This window comes from Acinetobacter lwoffii, assembly GCF_024129435.1.
GTDB classification, from domain to species: domain Bacteria; phylum Pseudomonadota; class Gammaproteobacteria; order Pseudomonadales; family Moraxellaceae; genus Acinetobacter; species Acinetobacter lwoffii_F.
The window spans coordinates 1-19,322 of sequence record NZ_JAMXXN010000023.1 but is presented as its reverse complement, the minus strand read 5'-3'; the positions used below and the strand labels follow the sequence as shown (position 1 = coordinate 19,322).

The window sequence follows — 19,322 nt, the reverse complement described above, 5'->3', positions numbered from 1 at the left end:
GTCGGAGACCAAACTTTCTGAGATGAGACGCATTGCTTCGCAAGACGTAGCGAAGCGTAGTGATCCGATGAAAAACCTAAATATACCCCTGAAATCAGAGATAGAGCGGTTCAATTAGAACTAAACCCAACTATCGCAACACTGAGCTTTGGAGAATCTCGTCGTTTCTTAATTGCGTCGTAATAATGATTATCAAGATAAAATCAAAATATACAGATTTTTGTGTAAATCCTGAGTAGAATTCGACTTTTATTTTTTCTCCAGTAAAAAGGCATAGCTTTTCACTATGCTATTTTGCAAGGACGCTTTATGCTCGCGCTAGATATACAACATATTCGAATGAAACAACACGCCACTGATAAAGCACAAGCGTTGCAATGTCTAGTCGATATCTTGGTCGAAGACCAGTTGGTTACACCTGATTATATTCATGGGTTGACCGGGCGCGAACAACAAAGTGCAACGTATTTAGGGCAAGGAATTGCCATTCCGCATGGGACGCCTCAGTCTCGCCAATATATTTTAAAAACTGGTATTCGTCTGGCGCACTTTCCTGAAGGAGTTGTTTGGGACGGTGAAAATAAAATTTATTTAGCAGTAGTGATTGCTGCGAAATCAGATGAGCATTTGCAAGTCTTACAAATTTTGACGCGGGCTTTAATTAATGATGTCGCTGATCAAGTGAAACAGGCTCAATCCGCAGAGCAAATTATTGCATTATTACAAGCCCAACCTGCATCTTTGGCATTGCATGAAAATTTAATCGCCACTCAAGTTCCCGCACTTGATGTAGAAGATTTAATTTGGCACGCAACACAGTTGCTGAAACAGCAAAAAATGGTGGAGTGTGGTTTTCTGTCGGGTTTAAACCTAAACAGCATGATTCATTTAGGGGAGGGGGTCTGGTCGATCACTTCTAACCAGCATGTTTTGAGCCCAGCTGTAAGTTTGGTAAAAGCGGAACAGGTTTTAAGCCATCAGCAGGAAATGCTCAAGACTTTGGTGTGTATTGCCAGTAATGAGCAACTGGATATGCAACGGTTTCAACGGTTAATGGATATTTTGTTTGATACTGAACAAGTTCATATCCTCAACCAAGAGCAAGATAGTCACCAGTTGGCGCAGTTAATTGGTGCTGAACTGATTCCTGATTGGCCATCTCGTCGTATTGTCTTAGCTAATGCTCATGGTCTACATGCGCGTCCCGCGACACACTTGGTCAATATGACTAAGAAATTTGCAGGGGATATTCTCGTTGCTGTAGATGAGGGAGCTTACGTTTCGGCAAAAAGTTTAACCAAATTATTAGCTATGGGATGTCGTCGTGGTCAAACTCTGACTTTTATTGCACAACCCGATACCGATGCTGTAGCAGGCTTAGAACAGATTATTGATGCAGTTAAACAGGGCTTAGGAGAAGAGGTTGAAGCTGTTGATTTTGTATCTCATCAGCACAGCAGTAGTGACCCAGTCGTAAATACTTTGGAATTAATGCCTTTTGAATCACATGGCGATACGGGTAGCTGCGGTATTGCGGCATCAACTGGCCTTGCTTTTGGTCCTGCTCATGTGGTGAAGCCACGCGAATTTAGTTATGAACGTCGCGGACAGAGTTTTAAAGCTGAGAATGAAAAGCTTGAAATTGCGCTTCATCAGGTGAAAAATAGCTTACGTCAATTTATTGCACATACTGAATCTACTCCCATTAAGCAGATATTCATGGCACATTTGGAAATGCTGGATGATCCAGACCTCCTCCAAAGTGTACAACGCGGTTTAAAACAGGGGTTGTCTGCTGCTGCAGCTTGGCATGATCATATTGAAGTGGCTGCTACCGCACAGGCTGCACTTAGCGATCGTTTACTTGCAGAGCGTGCGGCTGATTTAAGGGATATTGGTGAGCGAGTTTTGGCTGTTTTGTGCGGTGTGGCCGATGTCATAGAACCCGAGCAACCTTATATCTTAATTATGCATGATGTTGGCCCGAGTGATGTAGCGCGTCTGAATAAAGATCGTGTTGCAGGCATTTTGACCGCGGTTGGTGGAGCGAGTGCCCATAGTGCTATTGTGGCACGTGCTCTGGCTATTCCAGCAGTCGTAGGTGCGGGTGTAGCTGTTTTAAATATTGAGAACCATGCCACAGTTCTAATTAATGGGGATAGTGGTGAGTATGTGGTCTCACCCGAGCAAAGTCAGATTGATCATGCCATTGCAGAGCGCCAACGCCAGCGTGAGTTGCGAGAACAAGCGGAACAGCATTGTTTAGAACCTGCCATCACACTGGATCAACATCAAGTTGAAATCGCAGCCAATATTGGCAAAGTGGGCGCTACGATACAGGCTGTGGCCGATGGGGCAGAAGCAATTGGTTTGCTACGCACAGAATTGGTCTTTATGTCACACAGCAGTGCGCCTGATGAGGCTACACAAGAAGCCGATTATCGGGTGGTGTTAGATGCTTTGGCGGGTCGTCCATTGGTGGTACGTACACTTGATGTGGGTGGGGACAAACCTTTGCCATATTTGCCTATTGAAAAGGAAGAAAATCCATTCTTAGGCTTACGTGGTATTCGTCTGACTTTACGTAAGCCAGAGTTGTTACATCAGCAATTGGTTGCTTTACTTAAAGCAGCAGATAATCGCCCATTAAGAATTATGTTTCCCATGATTGGGCGGGTTGAAGAATGGCGAGCAGCAAAAGCAATTTTGGATGAGGTTCGCATACAGCATCCATGTGCAAACTTACAAGTCGGTATTATGATTGAGGTTCCTGCGGCAGCATTGTTGGCTCCAATTCTTGCTCAAGAAGTTGATTTTTTTAGTATTGGAACCAATGACTTGACTCAATATACTCTGGCGATTGACCGTGGTCATCCACTATTGTCTGCCGAAGCTGATGGCTTACATCCGAGTATTTTACTATTGATTGATCAAACTGTTCGGGCAGCGCATCAGTATGGTAAATGGGTGGGCATTTGTGGTGAATTGGCTGCTGATCCAAAAGCTGTGCCTGTATTGATGGGCTTGGGCGTGGATGAGTTGAGTATGTCGAGTACCAGTATTCCATTGGTGAAGGCGCAAATTCGTGGTTTGAACTATATAAATTGCCAACAGGTTGCACAGCAAGCCTTAAGTTGTGACAGTGCAACTGCCGTACGTGCATTGGTGGAGTAATTACCGAATGGCTAAGATATTAAGCATTACTCTGAATCCTGCAATTGACCTCACCGTGCAATTGGATCAACTAAAAGTTGGCGAGGTCAATCGTCAGTTAACGGCCCAAAGCCATGCAGCAGGTAAAGGCTTAAACGTGGCACAAGTCCTTAAGGATTTGGGACATGAACTGATTGTGAGTGGCTTTTTGGGGCAAGAAAACCGTCAAATTTTTGACCATCATATCCAGCAAGAGCAATTTGATAACCAATTTATTTATGTTGCAGGTGAAACACGACAAAACATTAAAGTTGCAGAAGCTTCTGGTCAGATGACTGACATCAATGGCAAGGGCTTTTTTGTAGATACCTCAGCAAAACAACAATTACGTGAACGCCTATCTCAACTGATTTTAGAGGTTGATGTGATTGTGATTGCAGGTAGTTTGCCACAAGGTTTTTCTGCAGAAGAGCTTTCAACACTGATTCTATGGTTACAGTCTGCGGGTAAAAAAGTCGCAGTAGATACCAGTGGTGTTGCGTTGAAAGCAGCAATTGCTGCCCATCCTTGGTTGATTAAGCCTAATACAGATGAGTTGACTGAAACCTACCATTTGCCAGCAGAAACGTTTGCAGAACAGCAGCATCTTTTTGCCAGTTTAAATAGTCAGATCGAACATATTGTGGTCTCGATGGGTGAAAACGGGGTGAACTGGCTTCACCGCACGCAACCCCTGCATGCTACTGCACCGAAGGTCACCGTCCAAAGTACGGTGGGTGCGGGAGATTCCTTGCTGGCAGGTATGATTCATGGCTTGTTGAGTTCAACTTCCCCAGAAGAAACATTGAAAACAGCAACCGCAATTGCGAGCAATGCTGTGACCCAAATTGGGTTTGCTCTTCCAGACTTTACTGTTATTGAAGATTTGAAATCGCAAATCTCAGTCCAATCATTGAGTTAATACGATGCAAGAGATAAAACATATTTTATTTGTGCCACATAGCCCCGAGCAGCCGATTAATGCAGTGATTTTGGCCAAAAAACTCTCCAAAGCAGCAACAGCACTTGGTATTTCCAATCATGTGGCGACATCAGTCGAGCATCTTGATTTATCAAATGTTATTGATACGGTTGTTTTTGTTGGACAGAAGTCGGCAGATGCAGATCAACTGCGTGACAAGGTTGTGAAAGTCATTGGTTTGAATAACGCACAACACGATGCGATCATGCTTTTGCAACAAGTTCTTGAGCATTCAGATGCTTTAGATGAAACTATTGCAGCCAATGTAGGGGTTACACGGTTTGTCGCCATTACAGCATGTCCAACTGGCGTTGCGCATACGTTTATGGCGGCCGAAGCCTTACAACAAGGTGCAGTAAAGCACGGGTATCAGATTGATGTTGAAACCCAAGGATCGGTTGGGGCTAAAAATGTTTTATCGGCAGAAAGTATTGCCAAAGCAGATGTCGTGATCTTAGCAACGGATATTGAGGTCAATACAGATCGCTTTGTAGGCAAACGTGTATATCGCTGTAGTACAGGATTTGCCCTTAAGCAAACGGATAAGACTTTTGCAAATGCAATTGCTGAGGCCAAACTGCTTGAAACGGGTAAGCAAACAGCCACTAAGACAGAAAATGAAAACAAAGAAAAAACAGGAATTTATAAACACCTTTTAACAGGCGTGTCTTTCATGCTGCCGATGGTGGTGGCGGGCGGTTTGATCATTGCCATCTCGTTTATGTTTGGCCTCAATCCTGTTGAAGGAAGCTTTGCCGCATCCTTAAAGCAAATAGGTGCTGCAGCATTTACTCTTATGGTACCTATGCTGGCAGGTTATATTGCTTATTCTATTGCGGATCGTCCGGGTTTAACTCCAGGTTTGATTGGCGGTTTACTTGCAACACAATTAGAGGCAGGCTTTCTCGGTGGATTAGTTGCAGGTTTTATTGCAGGTTATATTGCGTTATTTTTATCGAAACAGCTTAAACTCCCAAGTAGCCTAGAAGCATTAAAACCAATTTTGATTATTCCACTATTGGCCAGTTTAGCTGTTGGTTTAATCATGATTTATGTGGTTGGACAGCCTGTTGCACAATTGTTTGAATTACTCACACACTTCCTTGCCAATATGGGGACGACCAATGCCATGATCATGGGGATTATCCTTGGGAGTATGATGTGTATTGATGTTGGGGGGCCAATAAATAAAGCGGCTTATGCCTTTACGGTGGGCTTACTTACGTCACAAACATACGGACCGATGGCGATTACCATGGCTGCGGGTATGGTACCGCCATTGGGTATGGCAATTGCAACTTTTCTGGCAAAGCATAAATTTGCCAAACCTGAGCAAGATGCAGGGAAGGCTGCTGTAGTTCTGGGCCTATGTTTCATCTCGGAAGGGGCTATTCCGTTTGCTGCCAAAGACCCGATTCGAGTGCTTCCATGCGCGATCGCAGGTGGTGCTGTAACTGGGGCTTTGGTTGCATTATTTAAATGTGAACTAGTCACTCCTCATGGCGGTGTAATGGTACTGATCATTCCGAATGCGATGAATTATCCATTAAAATATTTATTGGCGATTGCGATTGGAAGTGTGGTGACTGGTGTAGCTTATGCCGTGATAAAACAACGATTAGAATAAGCCCTTCATAGAAGCTTTGTGAAAGCTATTTAGTGCAATAAATGAATATTTGCTCAATCCTATTTTGGACCAGTTGGAGAGTCTCTGCTTGAATTTGTCCAGGTAATAGGTCATGAGCGATATTGCTGAATCGGATTGCAACCTTACAAATCGAGCCAATAATTTCATCGACTTCTTGGACACAAAGTTCCGCTTCCTGAGTACCAAGTTTCACAAGAGCTTGTCGAGGAATATCCAGTGCCTCACCCATGATATCCATTTGATGATATCCCCCTGGTCCTTCACAGAAAGTAACATCATAGGCAGGGGCGAGTTTCCATTGCCCATTTTGGGACATCAGAAATGAAAAGTTTTTGCAATGATCATCTCGATTATTGAATACTACATTGAAAACAGCGTAAGCGTCCGCTGAACCCCATCGCTATTTTTTAATTTGAGTTGGGTTTCCAGCGGTGTGGCAGTAATTCTTCAATCTGGGTCACTTTATGTGTCGGCAACCTTTTCAGCACATCACTTAAATAGGCATACGGATCTAGCCCATTCAGCTTTGCTGACTGAATCAGGGTCATGACATTCGCAGCTCGCTGACCACTGCGTAGCGAGCCAGCAAACAACCAGTCCTTGCGTCCCAATGCCCAGGGACGCATTTGATTTTCGACCCAATTGTTGCAAATCGGTAGATTGCCATCATCCAAATAGCGACTTAAAGCTGGCCAACGCTTCAGAGTGTAATTGATCGCCTTGGCGATTGGAGAACTCGACGGCACCGTCAGATAATGTTGGTTGAGCCATTCATATAGTTGTTGCATCACCGATTAGCTATGTTGTTGCCGGTATTCGCGACGGTGTTGCGCTGTACCATCGGTCTTTTTCCTGAGTTCTGCTTCTATGGCATACAGTTTCTGAATCATCACTAATGCTTGTTCAGCGACCTGACTTTTCCCGGTCACATGCAGTTCATGGAATTTAAGATGTGCATGGGCCATGCAGCCCACCTCAATGATCTGGCCTGATTTAAAGCGTGCTTTATAACCACCATAATCATCACAGACCAGATGGCCTTGCCAGTCTTTCAGGAACTCTTCAGCATGCTTATCCTGAAAGTCATAGATCACCGCCTGAAGTAGATTGTACTGTGTGGTGGCATAGGCCCAGACATAACCTTTCTTCGGTTTTTTCTCATTCTCACCCATCTGCATGATGGTGACCGGTGTTTCATCGGCATGCAGCACCTGTTGCTGCAGTACAAGCTGTCACAGCTGCATTGCGTTGAGGCAGGTTCGTGCTCAATACGCAGAGTGAGTAGATGATCAGGTAGCGGTCGACGTTTAGGTTTGTTGGCTGGGGCTTTCTGTGTCGCTGCATCGGTTTTAGCTGCATTCAGCCGTTCCAGTTCCAGATCAACCGCGGCAATATCTTCTTCAACCGCTTCATCCCAGAGGTGGATTTGTTTGGCCGTTAAGTATTCATTCTTCTGGGCGAACTTATGCCGTTTAAACTGCAAAAGTTCATGCTCGTATTTTTGATTGAGATTAGAGAGAGATTTAACTTTAGAATCTAATTGCTGATTTGATTGTTCCAGTTGTTGTTTTGATTATGCTAAAGACTGATGCTGCAGCGCCAACTGTCGGATAAATTCCAGCAGGTGTTCATGGGTCAGTTGGTTTAAATCAGGCAGCATTTTCATGACTGCAGTATGGTTGAGATCATGTTTGGAGAATAGCAGAATGGATGAGTTCGATTTAGAGCATTGTTACCACTTGCTGCAGACCGATTCTTTGCCAAGTTAAACCGTGGATCAGTGCTTGTAACTGCTCCGGGCTGAGGGTCACGGTTTCATCTTGGTGAACTTTAGCCCAGTGGAATTTTCCCTGTTCCAGCCGTCGGGCACATAGCCAGATGCCCAGCCCATCATGCACCAGCACTTTCATGCGACGGCCACGCTTATTACAGAACAGATAAGCACAATGCGGTTTGATATAGCCAAAGGCTCTCAGCACCTGAGCCATGACAGTATCCATACCTGCTCGCATATCCAGAGGTTGGGTAGAAAGCCAGATTTCATCAATGAGGATCATTTGATCAAGCCCTGAAGTAAAAGCAGCAACTCCTTGGCCGATTCCACTGGCCATTCTATTTCGATCACCTGATCTCTTGCGGAGCATTGTTTCTGATGCAGTGGAATTCTGATATGAGCGACAGCATTCTTTTCCGGTTCAGGTGGCGGCGGTGCTTCTTGTTTGACTCTGGTGTCGGGTGAAGAATGACGGGAAGAAAGTCGGTCTGTGGAATGGAAGGGGTTGTGAATGACGAATCCATTTATGTAATAGATTGGCATTGATCTGATGTTGCATTGTGACCTTAGCCACTGATGTATTTGGCTGCAGGCAAAGCTCGACCAAGTGCTGTTTAAAATCAGTTGCGAAGATTCTGCGGGCTCTTTCTGTCGTTTGTTCAGTGTCTATAAAAGTGTCTAAGGCCATAAACATAATGTCCATTTAATAAATAATGGGCACTATTGGTATATTGAGAAAATAAGAAAAGTGGGGTTCAGCGGATGCTTACCGAAAAAGAGATCTACAGAGACCTCTTTTTATTTGGGCTTAATACGTGAAATTATTGATGAGTGTCATCTTCATTCAGAATTTGCCCTGTGTGCTTTGGTGTAATTAAAGGTGCAGTCGGACGCGGTCCTGTGTATTGCAAGCCGATACCCGCATAGACATCATCTGCTGCAACTTCGGTTTCAAAACGTTCTTTGTCTCGTTCTCGGATTTCTTGGCTAATTTCTTCAACATCACTCTGGTCAACACCCAATTCTTCTAAAATCGCACCGCCAAATAGCATTGCCGACTCGAAGGTTTCTCGAATCATGTAATCCACATTTTGTTTTGCTAAATGCAGCGCATGCTCACGGTCATAAGAGCGAACCAGTAACTTGGTTAAAGGAAATTCATGTTGCACCAACTCTACAATCTTATTCGTCGTTTCTTTGTGGTCTACGCAAACAACAATTGCCTCAGCCGTATCTGCTCCCGAGGCATGTAAAATATCTAAACGAGAACCATCGCCATAGTAAATTTTAAATCCAAATCTTTCAGCGTTTTGAATCATGTCGATATCATTATCAATGATGGTCACATCAATCCCTCGAGCAAGCAGTAATTGACTGGAGACTTGTCCAAAACGACCGAAACCAATCATCAATACTTTTCCAGAAAGTCCTTCGGCAATACGGATATTTTCTAAAGAAGTTTGTTCTGTAGTTTGGGTAAAAGGTTTAAATAGAATGCCTATAATCGGGGTCAAAATCATCGACAAGACTACAATCGCAGTCAGGTTTGAGCTTTCAACAGCACTAATGATTTGAGCACTCATGGCGGCAGCAAAGAGTACAAAAGCAAACTCGCCCCCTTGAGCCATCAGTAATGCGCGATCGAGTGCTTCGGAGTGTGAACTTTTGGTCATGCGTGCAATTAGGTAAATCATGGATGCTTTGACAAACATCAGCAGAAGTACAGCACTTAAGATTAACACCCAGTTATTTTTTACGACGTTAAGGTCTAGTGACATGCCTACACCTAGAAAAAATAATCCGAGCAATATGCCACGAAACGGTTCAATATCTGCTTCAATCTGATGGCGAAAAGTGGATTCGGAGAGTAATACCCCTGCAAGGAAAGCCCCCATTGCCATCGATAAGCCACTGACTTGCATCAGTAATGCTGCGCCGAGTACCACTAAGAGTGCTGCTGCAGTCATGACTTCACGGGCTTTGGCTGCGGCTAATAAGCGAAATAAAGGATTAAGCAACCAATAGCCTGCAGCGATTAAACCTGCAATTGAAATTAAACCAATTCCGATGCTCTGCAAACGCGTAGAAGTACTTTCAACAACATGATTCGGTGCGATAAAAGCGACAATTGCCAATAAAGGGACAATCAATAAATCTTCAAACAGCAGGATCGAGATAATTTTTTGTCCTCGTGGTTGAGCAATGTCTCCACGATCTCCCAAAAGTTGCATCACAATTGCAGTCGAGGTGAGTACAAAGCCTGCAGCACATACAAAACTCACTTGCCAAGAATAGCCATAGATCAAGCCTACCGCCGTTAACCCCAATGAACAGGCACTAATTTGTAATGCGCCTAATCCAAAAATTTCTTTTCTTAAACTCCATAAATACGATGGACGCATTTCTAGTCCAATCACAAACAGATACATCACAATACCAAGCTCAGCAATATGCAGAATAGATGCAGAATCGTAGAAAAACGCCAGTCCAAATGGACCAATAATTAATCCTGCAATTAAATATCCCAATACCGAGCTTAATCCTAGACGCTTTATTAAGGGGACTGAGATCACTGCCGCTGTGAGCAGTATGACAGGGGATAGAAGGCTGATAGATGTGGCTTCTGCACTCATATATTTCTCAGATTTTGTATGGGGTCTGTTGACATTTCAAGTATAGAATTTACCCGATAAAGGTAGCCAAATATATATACAGGCTTCAAGCTAATGCAACTGCACCCTCATAGCTACACCTTAGCTTATCATATGGTGTTGCTATTCCTCTGAACTGCTTTAACCTATAAATGCGTTCTCAACTAAGTATCTAATTTTATATAAATACGCCAATCTCAACTTAAAATAAGATTTTCGAATTGAATTGGTGAATGACCAAGCTTTTTATTTAGCACCACACAAATTGTATGCGACAGAATTTTACGAGTTATGCGGTGGGTTAAATGCCATAGATCTTTTGCCCTCACTTTCTGAATGTGAAAGCGATCTGTTAATTGACCAATCACTGTTTCAATCTTTCTTCGGGCTTTCATCATTATTTGCATTGTCTCTTTAGGTCTGAAATCTATCATGTTTTTTCTAAAGGGTGTTTGTAAATCAATACCCTGATATTCATAATATCGTTTCAATTCTGGTTTTAAATAGCCCTTATCTGCTCCCAGTAAACCGTAAATATCATTCGTGATTTCAGGTGCAACATCTCGCTCATCACAATGAGCAGGTGCAAAGGTATAACCCGTAATCATGCCTGAAAGATTAATGACGATATGAGCTTTGAAACCATCAAGTTTTTATGCTTTCTAGCTCTGGTATAACTACAGACAGGGAGTGGGAAGCCATCAATAAAGTGAATGTTATCTGAACCATAACGCTGAATGAGCTGTCCCATAATGGATTGACTGACATGCCACAGGTATGCACAATGTTTACAGAAATTGGGATAAGATCCTAATTTTGGAAACCATTCTAACCAATTGTTTTTGAAATACATCCAAATATTTTTGTCTGTATCTAAAACAAGAAATTCACCTACTATTTGCATAGTGATGATTTCTACATCAGTAACAGCAGGCGGAAAACCACGAGTTCTCAGAGGCTGAATAACAACAATGGGATAAAGCTGTTCTATGATTACATAGACAAAAATGATAAATTCTTCAATGGACATAACTTTGCTTTAATTTCTTGGTGGAAACTAAAATAGGGTTATGTCCTTTTTATTTCAATCACTTAAAAAGTTGAGATTGGGGTTTAATATATTGAAATATATTAATTATTTTTTTATGCTATCCAATCCATCACCAAACACCTGTGAGTCACTGACATTATTGGTTGTGAGCTGAGCTGCAAGTTTTTGCAGTGTTTCAGCATCTATTATACCTATGTGAAGTTTACGCTATTGTCATCGATATTCAGACTGATGTTTTTTACGTTTTCATTCACCTTCTCCTAAAAACCTCAAGCCAGTAGGGTCAATGAGTAGATGGAGACTATCGCGACTTTTTTGATAGCTAAGAAGCCTCCAGTGGTAAGTTTGTGCAACAGAGCCTTATTTAACTAAAAATTTTCTATTTAACTTATGTTTACCTAAAATCTAGTTTATAAATTATTTTTACAATATATTTATTAATTTCAATATTTTGAAGAAAAATAATAGAAATTTATAAAAAATTAGTTCATAAACTTATAGGATTTTTAAAAGCATTTATATGAATGACTAAGTACTGTGAAAAAAGAGAACTAGATGACGTTTAGATAAAATTTTCAATCAAATAATCTTATTGTTGTTATTTCTAGTCACATAGTCTATTTTTATTATATGAATTATTCTTCCTCACCCAAAAGACCACGTGGTCGACCAACCAAACACGGTTGTAACTATGCAGACACTAGAGAAGTTTTAATCCACCGAGGTATCGAGTTACTGACCGAACGTGGAATGAATGCTATGAGCTTGGACGATCTCATGAAATCAGTCCAAGTTCCTAAAGGGTCTTTCTACCATTATTTTGTAAATAAAGAGGCTTTTATTTTAGAAGTCTTAGATGCTTATGAACTTTATTTTGTGAAGCGATTGAATAAGTTTTTAAGTCAAACTGATCTTTCCCCACTAGAAAAGCTGCAAAATTTTGTAAAAGATGCGGGTGAAAAAATGCAAAAATATGATTTTAAAAGAGGTTGTATTTTAGGTAACTTAGGACAAGAAGTGTCGTATTTGCCACAAGGAATCATTGCCCGAATCGAAAGTATCTTTAAGGTATGGGAGAAATTAGTTTCTGATTGCCTCCATCAGTCAAATTCACAATATAGCCTAGCTGATTGCGATGAAGCTGCTTATCAGTTTTGGATTGGGTGGGAAGGTGCAGTTCTAAGAGCACGTTTGGTCAAATCAACAAGTCCCTTAGAAGCATTTTATCGCTTGTTTACTTTAGCTGTAAAAAAACAAAATCACGTAAAAAGTTAATTAAAAAAATAAATGCAGATGTCTGTATTTATTTTTTAATTAATTCTAGACAAGCAGTCTAATTAAATAGAGAGGAAGTTCTATGTACAAAGGTATTGTAATTACTAAAGATGAAGCTGGTTACACATCACAAATTACTGAGATTGCATCAAAGCCTTTACAAGAAGGAGAGGTTAGAGTCGAAGTCAAATATTCAACACTCAATTATAAAGATGCTTTAGCCATTACTGGGCGTTCACCAGTGGTGCGTAGTTTTCCTTTGACCCCAGGCATCGATTTTTCGGGTGTTGTGATTGAATCAAAACATCCAGCATGGAAAAAAAGAGATGAAGTTCTACTGAATGGTTGGGGAGTGGGTGAAAAGTATTTTGGAGGGCTAGCCGAGCAAGTCACTGTTTCTGGTGATTGGCTCATACAAAAACCTTCTGCTTTTTCTTTTAAAGATACGATGGTTATTGGTACAGCAGGTTATACCGCAATGTTGTGTGTTATGGCTTTACAAAAACATGGTATTAAACCAAGTGATGGAAAAATTTTAGTGACAGGTGCAAATGGTGGAGTAGGTAGTATTGCCATTATTATTTTGAATCATCTTGGTTATGAGATTACAGCTTCAACTGGTCGACCTCAAGAGTCAGAATATTTAACCTATCTAGGTGCGAGTGAAATTATTGATCGTATTGAATTATCTTCCCCAGGAAAGCCATTAAACAAAGAGGTTTGGGCTGGCGTAATTGATACTGTTGGAAGCCATACTTTAGCCAATGCATGTGCTAGTACAAAATATCGTGGTGCAGTTGCTGCGTGTGGTTTGGCAGGCGGAATGGATTTTCCAGCAACAGTTGCTCCATTTATTCTAAGAGGGATTACCTTATATGGAATTGATAGCGTGATGGCACCAATCGAATTAAGAAAAGAAGCATGGGAACGTTTGGCTACAGAATTAGATCAAACAAAATTAGAAACAGTAACGACTGAAATTCAGTTAACAGATGCTTTAAATATTTCAAATGAAATTTTAGATGGAAAAATTCGAGGTAGAGTTGTTGTACAGATATAGTTCAACAAAATGAATTGTGGGACTGTTCTAAATTTTGTGTAAGTACTTAATTTTTATTTATCTTATTGAGGATAATAAAAAGAGGTACTTCACATGGATGAAGCTACAATCAAAAGTATGGCAGCTGAATTAGCTAAAGGTTTAAAAACTCCTGAAAATTTAAACCAAATGACAGCCATATTTAAAAAGTTCATGATCGAAACCGCTCTGAATACTGAGCTTTCTGAACATTTAGGCTATGAAAAGCATCAACCTAAGAAAGGATCTAATGCACGTAATGGTTTTAGCTCCAAAACAGTTCTAACACAAGATGGGCAGCTTGCTTTAGATATCCCTCGTGATCGTGATGGCTCTTTTGAACCACAGATTATTAAGAAGCATCAAACACGCATTACTAGCATGGATGATCAAATTCTTTCGTTATATGCGAAAGGAATGAAAAATAGAGAAATTGTTGCTTTTTTAAAGAAATGTACGATGCCGATGTATCTGCCTCCCTTATTAGTAAGGTGACGGATGCTGTCATTGAACAAGTGACAGAATGGCAAAATAGAACACTCGATAGTCTTTATCCTATTGTCTATTTAGATTGCATTGTTGTTAAGGTTCGTCAGCATTCAACAGTAATCAATAAATCAGTTTATTTAGCATTAGGCATTAACCTGGATGGCCAAAAAGAACTTCTTGGCATGTGGCTTGCTCAAACAGAAGGTTCCAAATTCTGGCTATCAGTCATGACAGAGCTTAAAAATCGAGGAGTGCAAGATATTCTTGTAGCCTGCCTTGCGAAGCAGCGCTTCTCAGGACTAAAAGGCTTTCCTGATGCGATAGCCTCTGTCTACCCTCATACTGATATCCGGCTGTGTATCGTACATGTTGTACGCAATAGCCTGAGATTTGTGAGCTGGAAGGACTACAAAGCTGTAACAGCAGGATTGAAGGCGATCTATCAGGCAAGTACAGAGGAAAATGCTTTAAAGCCCCTAGATATCTTCTGCGATCAATGGAATCACCAGTATCCAAAAATTGGAGAATCCTGGCGGGCAAATTGGGAAAATATCCGAACGATCTTTAGCTATCCTGCTGAAATACGTCATGTGATTTATACAACAAATGCAATTGAATCATTGAATAGCGTGATCCGCCATTCAACTAAAAAGAGAAAGATCTTCTCTTCTGATGATTCAGTGAAAAAGGTCATTTATTTAGCAACTTCAAATGCTGCTAAAAAATGGACCATGCCAATTCAAAATTGGCGTTTAGCAATGAATTGGTTTACGATTCAGTTCGATGATCGATTAAAAGATCATTTATAAAAAATGAGACTTACACAAAATAATTTACAGGCTCGTAGAAACATGAAAATACATTCTTTTGGTGAACACAATAACATTACTTTATCTAATAATTGTATTGAAGTTCGAGGTGCACGTGAGCATAACCTTAAGGATGTAGATGTTTCTATCCCAAGAAATGCACTTGTTGTTTTCTCAGGTGTATCGGGTTCAGGAAAATCATCACTTGCTTTTGGAACTATTTTTGCTGAAGCACAAAGAAGATATTTCGAATCTGTTGCACCTTATGCAAGACGCTTAATAGATCAGGCCGGAGTACCAGATGTTGATGCTATTGATGGTCTACCACCAGCAGTAGCATTGCAACAACAACGTGGTGCAAGTAATACCCGTTCTTCTGTTGGAAGTGTAACAACTTTATCAAGTCTCGTGCGAATGATTTATTCGCGTGCTGGTGCATATCCTGCCGATCAGCCAATGTTATATGCCGAGGACTTTTCACCGAACACTCCTCAAGGTGCTTGTCCTACCTGTCATGGTTTAGGTCACATTTATGAAGTTACAGAATCGACAATGGTTCCTGACCCAACACTCAGTATTCGTGAGAGAGCTATCGCATCATGGCCACCTGCTTGGCACGGGCAAAACTTACGCGATATCCTAGTAACCCTAGGGTATGATGTTGATCGACCATGGAAAGATTTACCGCAATCGGATAGAGACTGGATTTTATTTACTGAAGAAACCCCAACAGTTCCTGTCTATGCTGGTTTAAGCCCCGCTGAGACTCAATCTGCACTTAAACGTAAACTAGAACCCAGCTATATGGGCACTTTCACTGGTGCTCGTCGCTATGTCCTTCATACTTTTGCTAATACCCAAAGTACGTTGATGAAAAAACGTGTTTCACGTTTTATGGAAGGAAAAATATGCCCTTCCTGTCATGGTAAACGCCTTAAACCAGAAGCCTTATCTATTACCTTTGCTGGAGTAGATATTGGTGAGTTTATGCAACTTTCTTTGGATAAGTTAACTTGCCTGCTTGAGCCCATTGTTCTTGGCAATTTCGACGCTCATAATGCTGGAGAAAAGGCTAATAATAAAGTAACCCAACTTGATAGATCTGAACGAGCAACAACAGGTAGAGCAGTGCATTCTGTATCTCCAGATGTAAGACGTACGTCAGCACTTTCAGATGAAAAGAAAATTGCTGCCCAGCGTTTAGCAAATGGTGTGGTGGGGCGTTTAAATCAATTACGCCAGTTAGGTCTTGGTTATCTAACATTAGATAGAGCCACACCGACTCTTTCAGCGGGAGAGTTACAACGTTTGCGTTTAGCAACACAATTAAGTTCTATGCTATTTGGTGTAGTTTATGTACTGGATGAACCGTCTGCTGGATTACATCCTTCAGATAGTCAGTCATTATATGATTCTCTCGATAAATTAAGAGACGCTGGAAACTCCGTATTTGTTGTAGAGCATGATTTAGAGCTCATGCGTCGTGCTCAATGGTTAGTGGATGTTGGACCAGATGCAGGAGAGCAAGGTGGTAATATTTTATATAGTGGAGTACCTCAGGGTTTAAGTGAGATTTCAGCGTCACGTACTGCAAGTTATTTATTTAATAAAATCCCAGTTACTCAAAGTTATGGACGTACACCCTCTGGTTGGCTTGAACTTAACAATATTTACCGACATAACCTGCATAATATTGATGCTCGTATACCTCTTGGTGTACTTACAGCAGTTACAGGTATTTCAGGTTCAGGTAAATCTAGTCTCGTTTCTCAAGCTTTACCCGAGTTAGTACTTTCATATTTAGGCAATGAGTCTGAAACTGAAAACAATAATGAAAATAATCCTTTAAATGAAGGAATGTTGGTTAACGAGGTTACACAGGGTTCTCTGGCTGGTGATGTGGAGGCTATACAGCGTCTGGTACAGGTTGATCAAAAACCAATTGGCCGTACTCCACGTTCTAATCTGGCAACTTATACGGGTTTATTTGATCATGTTAGAAAGTTATTTGCTGGGACTCCTGAAGCTCGCCAAGCTCATTATGATGCTGGACGTTTTTCGTTTAATGTGGCTAAAGGGCGATGTGAAACTTGTGAAGGTGAAGGCTTTGTCAGTGTAGAGTTATTGTTTATGCCAAGTGTATATGCCCCTTGTCCGACATGTCATGGTGCTCGATATAATGATGACACTCTGAAAATTCGCTGGAATGGACGTAATATTGCTGAAGTATTAGGAATGACCGTCAATGAAGCACGTGATTTTTTTGATGGAGAGGTCTCGATTGCTCGTTCACTACAATTATTAAAGGAAATTGGCCTTGGTTATTTACGTTTAGGGCAACCAGCGACTGAACTATCTGGTGGAGAAGCGCAACGTATTAAATTGGCGACCGAGCTGCAACGCAATCAGCGTGGAAATACACTGTATATACTTGATGAGCCAACTACAGGTTTGCATCCATCAGATGTAGATCGATTGTTAGTTCAATTGCAGCGATTAGTCGATGCGGGTAATACCGTGGTTATGATTGAGCATGATATGCGTGCCGTTGCACAAGCAGATTGGGTGATTGATGTGGGACCAGGTGCTGGAAATGCTGGTGGGAATATTGTTGTGGCAGGAACACCAAAAGAAATAACAGAAAATCAAGATAGCCGTACTGCTCCATATTTAGTTAATGAGTTAGTGAGTCGTGATACTAAACGTTGATATTGCGAGTGGGTAGAATAAAACCTTAAATTAAAAGCCTGTAAAATCAATCAGATATTTTTTGTTTTAGGTGGTGTGTGAGCATGAAATCTAAAAGTTTTTTTCAACTAAGGGCTTTGTTGCACAAACGGTAATCCTCCCATTAATAACCGAAGTTAAAAGTAGAGGTTAAGCAGCCATTAGAGGTGGCCTTCCTTTGTTTGCTTGGTGTGGTCTTTCATGGTTGTAATGCCACAGCCAGTTTGTTGCATAATCTTGTACTTCATCCAAAGTATCAAATAAATGTTTGCTCAGCCAACTATAACGTATAGTCCGATTATAGCGTTCAATATACGCATTCTGCTGTGGTTTACCTGGTTGAATATATTCAATACGAATACCTTGTTCAGTTGCCCAGCGTACAAATTCGTGACTGATAAACTCCGGGCCATTGTCACACCGAATAACTAACAGTTTTTCTCGCCATTCCAATAACTGATTCAATGTGTGAATAACCCTGATCGTGGGTAATGAGAATCCTGCTTCAATAGTCAAACCTTCTCGACGGTAATCATCAATCACATTCAACAATCGGAACTTACGACTATCGATCAGCTGGTCATGCATAAAATCCAGTGACCAGACCTGATTTGCCCGGATCGGCTCTTTCAGTGGTTCTGGTGCATGCCGTTTTAGTCTTCTTCTCGGTTTAATGCGCAGATTCAGTGCTAACTCACAGTAAATGCGATAAACACGCTTATGATTCCAAACATGGTTTTCAACATGACGTAGATAAGAGAAACACAGACCAAAACCCCAATCTGTATTTTCTTCAGTGAGCTCAATGAGCTGTTCTGCAATTAATGTATTGTCATCGTTTAACTTGGATTGATAACGGTAGCAGGTTTCACTGATACTAAATCCTCGGCAAGCCAAACGAATGCTAATCGCATAGTGGGCAACTGCCTGTTGTGCCATCTTACGTCGGCAAGATGGCCTCACCACTTTTTTGCCATCGCTTCCTGAATGATCTCTGCCTTTAAGCGTTCTTCAGCATACATCTTTTTAAGTCTGGTATTTTCTGCTTCCAGTTCTTTGAGTTTTGCCATTAATGATGTATCCATACCGCCATATTTGGCACGCCATTTATAGAAGGTCGCATTACTCATACCGTGTTCACGACAAAGGGCGGCTACAGGTGTGCCAGACTCCGCCTGTTTCAAAATGGACATGATCTGACTGTCAGTAAATTTAGATATTTTCATGCAGAATCTCCTGCCTATACTTTAAGAGAAAATTCTACTTTTAGGTCCTATTGTTTTTAGGAGGGATTACTGGGTACAAACATGGACATGATGAATCCAGATCAAACAAAAGAATAATTTGATTTTCGTTTGAAACTTTCTTTTCCAAATGAATTGTTTTTAAAGCAAACATAGTAAAGTTTATGAAGTATTCTTAAGGTCAACATATCATATTTTATGAGTAAAATAGAAATCACTTAAGTTATTGAATTTTGGTTTAAGAAAGAAGGATATGAAGTTATTGTTAGGTGTATCGGATTTAACATAATCAATATTATACGAAATCAGTGTGTTAGAACCCATTTAAAGTGTCTATATTCTCACCAATAAAAATGTCTGGTTTATGATGGTTTTTATCACCATGGACTGGATATAAAATAT

Annotated in this window: 9 protein-coding genes and 9 pseudogenes; 8 read left to right on the top strand and 10 right to left on the bottom strand. The window is 41.0% G+C overall.

Features of this window, described 5'->3' with window-relative positions; translation table 11 throughout:
• Nucleotides 1–309 precede the first annotated feature (309 nt).
• The 4 genes and pseudogenes from fruB to NI455_RS12500 all read left to right on the top strand — a co-directional run.
• A pseudogene (gene fruB, locus NI455_RS15615) lies at nt 310–1,438 on the top strand (fused PTS fructose transporter subunit IIA/HPr protein); the annotation flags it as partial.
• 86 nt (nt 1,439–1,524) lie between these two features.
• A pseudogene (gene ptsP, locus NI455_RS15610) lies at nt 1,525–3,174 on the top strand (phosphoenolpyruvate--protein phosphotransferase); the annotation flags it as partial.
• Between the two features lie 7 nt (nt 3,175–3,181).
• Nucleotides 3,182–4,114, top strand: a complete 933-nt coding sequence (gene pfkB / locus NI455_RS12505) for a 1-phosphofructokinase (protein ID WP_253114460.1) — start codon at nt 3,182–3,184, stop codon at nt 4,112–4,114.
• A gap of 4 nt (nt 4,115–4,118) precedes the next feature.
• On the top strand, nt 4,119–5,801 hold the full coding sequence (locus NI455_RS12500) for a fructose-specific PTS transporter subunit EIIC (RefSeq protein ID WP_253114458.1): 1,683 nt from the start codon (nt 4,119–4,121) through the stop codon (nt 5,799–5,801).
• A gap of 29 nt (nt 5,802–5,830) precedes the next feature.
• On the opposite strand, the pseudogene NI455_RS12495 reads toward NI455_RS12500, so the two are convergent.
• The 8 genes and pseudogenes from NI455_RS12495 to NI455_RS12460 form a co-directional block, all read right to left on the bottom strand.
• Nucleotides 5,831–6,198 (bottom strand): annotated as a pseudogene (locus NI455_RS12495) (HipA domain-containing protein); the annotation flags it as partial.
• A 31-nt stretch (nt 6,199–6,229) separates the two neighbouring features.
• A pseudogene (gene tnpC / locus NI455_RS12490) lies at nt 6,230–7,383 on the bottom strand (IS66 family transposase).
• A gap of 160 nt (nt 7,384–7,543) precedes the next feature.
• On the bottom strand, nt 7,544–7,933 hold the full coding sequence (gene tnpB / locus NI455_RS12485; RefSeq protein WP_253114455.1) for an IS66 family insertion sequence element accessory protein TnpB: 390 nt from the start codon (nt 7,931–7,933) through the stop codon (nt 7,544–7,546).
• 84 nt (nt 7,934–8,017) lie between these two features.
• The gene (locus tag NI455_RS12480) at nt 8,018–8,284 is read right to left on the bottom strand and encodes a transposase (protein WP_228127489.1); all 267 of its coding nucleotides are present in this window, start codon (nt 8,282–8,284) and stop codon (nt 8,018–8,020) included.
• Nucleotides 8,285–8,417: 133 nt separating this feature from the next.
• A complete protein-coding gene (locus tag NI455_RS12475) occupies nt 8,418–10,229 on the bottom strand; it encodes a monovalent cation:proton antiporter-2 (CPA2) family protein (protein ID WP_004647827.1) in 1,812 nt (603 codons plus the stop codon).
• An 85-nt stretch (nt 10,230–10,314) separates the two neighbouring features.
• Nucleotides 10,315–10,436: pseudogene (locus NI455_RS12470) on the bottom strand (IS5/IS1182 family transposase); the annotation flags it as partial.
• Between the two features lie 8 nt (nt 10,437–10,444).
• A pseudogene (locus NI455_RS12465) lies at nt 10,445–11,277 on the bottom strand (IS982 family transposase).
• Between the two features lie 114 nt (nt 11,278–11,391).
• A pseudogene (locus NI455_RS12460) lies at nt 11,392–11,625 on the bottom strand (transposase); the annotation flags it as partial.
• A 303-nt stretch (nt 11,626–11,928) separates the two neighbouring features.
• On the opposite strand from NI455_RS12460, the gene NI455_RS12455 reads away from it, so the two are divergent.
• From NI455_RS12455 to NI455_RS12440, 4 genes and pseudogenes are all read left to right on the top strand, one after another.
• The gene (locus NI455_RS12455) at nt 11,929–12,573 is read left to right on the top strand and encodes a TetR/AcrR family transcriptional regulator (protein WP_166137092.1); all 645 of its coding nucleotides are present in this window, start codon (nt 11,929–11,931) and stop codon (nt 12,571–12,573) included.
• Between the two features lie 82 nt (nt 12,574–12,655).
• Nucleotides 12,656–13,633 (top strand): acrylyl-CoA reductase (NADPH), encoded by a 978-nt coding sequence (gene acuI, locus NI455_RS12450; RefSeq protein ID WP_166137089.1) that lies wholly within the window; start codon nt 12,656–12,658, stop codon nt 13,631–13,633.
• Between the two features lie 93 nt (nt 13,634–13,726).
• Nucleotides 13,727–14,949: pseudogene (locus NI455_RS12445) on the top strand (IS256 family transposase).
• A gap of 42 nt (nt 14,950–14,991) precedes the next feature.
• Entirely contained in the window at nt 14,992–17,658 is a 2,667-nt protein-coding gene (locus NI455_RS12440; protein WP_253114471.1) for an excinuclease ABC subunit UvrA, read from the top strand.
• Between the two features lie 168 nt (nt 17,659–17,826).
• On the opposite strand, the gene NI455_RS12435 is transcribed toward NI455_RS12440, so the two are convergent.
• Nucleotides 17,827–18,902, bottom strand: a protein-coding gene (locus NI455_RS12435) for an IS3 family transposase (RefSeq protein ID WP_253114452.1) whose coding sequence is annotated in 2 segments (ribosomal slippage) — nt 17,827–18,650 and nt 18,650–18,902 — 1,077 coding nt in all. Because the reading frame shifts where the segments join, the coding sequence is not laid out codon by codon here.
• Between the two features lie 64 nt (nt 18,903–18,966).
• Nucleotides 18,967–19,074 (bottom strand): annotated as a pseudogene (locus tag NI455_RS15565) (site-specific integrase); the annotation flags it as partial.
• Between the last annotated feature and the right edge of the window lie 248 nt (nt 19,075–19,322).

Excerpts from the sequence above, each read along its gene's own strand:
- pfkB (WP_253114460.1), top strand. The coding sequence starts at position 3,182 with ATGGCTAAGATATTAAGCATTACTCTGAATCCTGCAATTGACCTCACC.
- NI455_RS12500 (WP_253114458.1), top strand. The coding sequence starts at position 4,119 with ATGCAAGAGATAAAACATATTTTATTTGTGCCACATAGCCCCGAGCAG.
- tnpB (WP_253114455.1), bottom strand. The coding sequence starts at position 7,933 with ATGGCCAGTGGAATCGGCCAAGGAGTTGCTGCTTTTACTTCAGGGCTT.
- NI455_RS12480 (WP_228127489.1), bottom strand. The coding sequence starts at position 8,284 with ATGGCCTTAGACACTTTTATAGACACTGAACAAACGACAGAAAGAGCC.
- NI455_RS12475 (WP_004647827.1), bottom strand. The coding sequence starts at position 10,229 with ATGAGTGCAGAAGCCACATCTATCAGCCTTCTATCCCCTGTCATACTG.
- NI455_RS12455 (WP_166137092.1), top strand. The coding sequence starts at position 11,929 with ATGAATTATTCTTCCTCACCCAAAAGACCACGTGGTCGACCAACCAAA.
- acuI (WP_166137089.1), top strand. The coding sequence starts at position 12,656 with ATGTACAAAGGTATTGTAATTACTAAAGATGAAGCTGGTTACACATCA.
- NI455_RS12440 (WP_253114471.1), top strand. The coding sequence starts at position 14,992 with ATGAAAATACATTCTTTTGGTGAACACAATAACATTACTTTATCTAAT.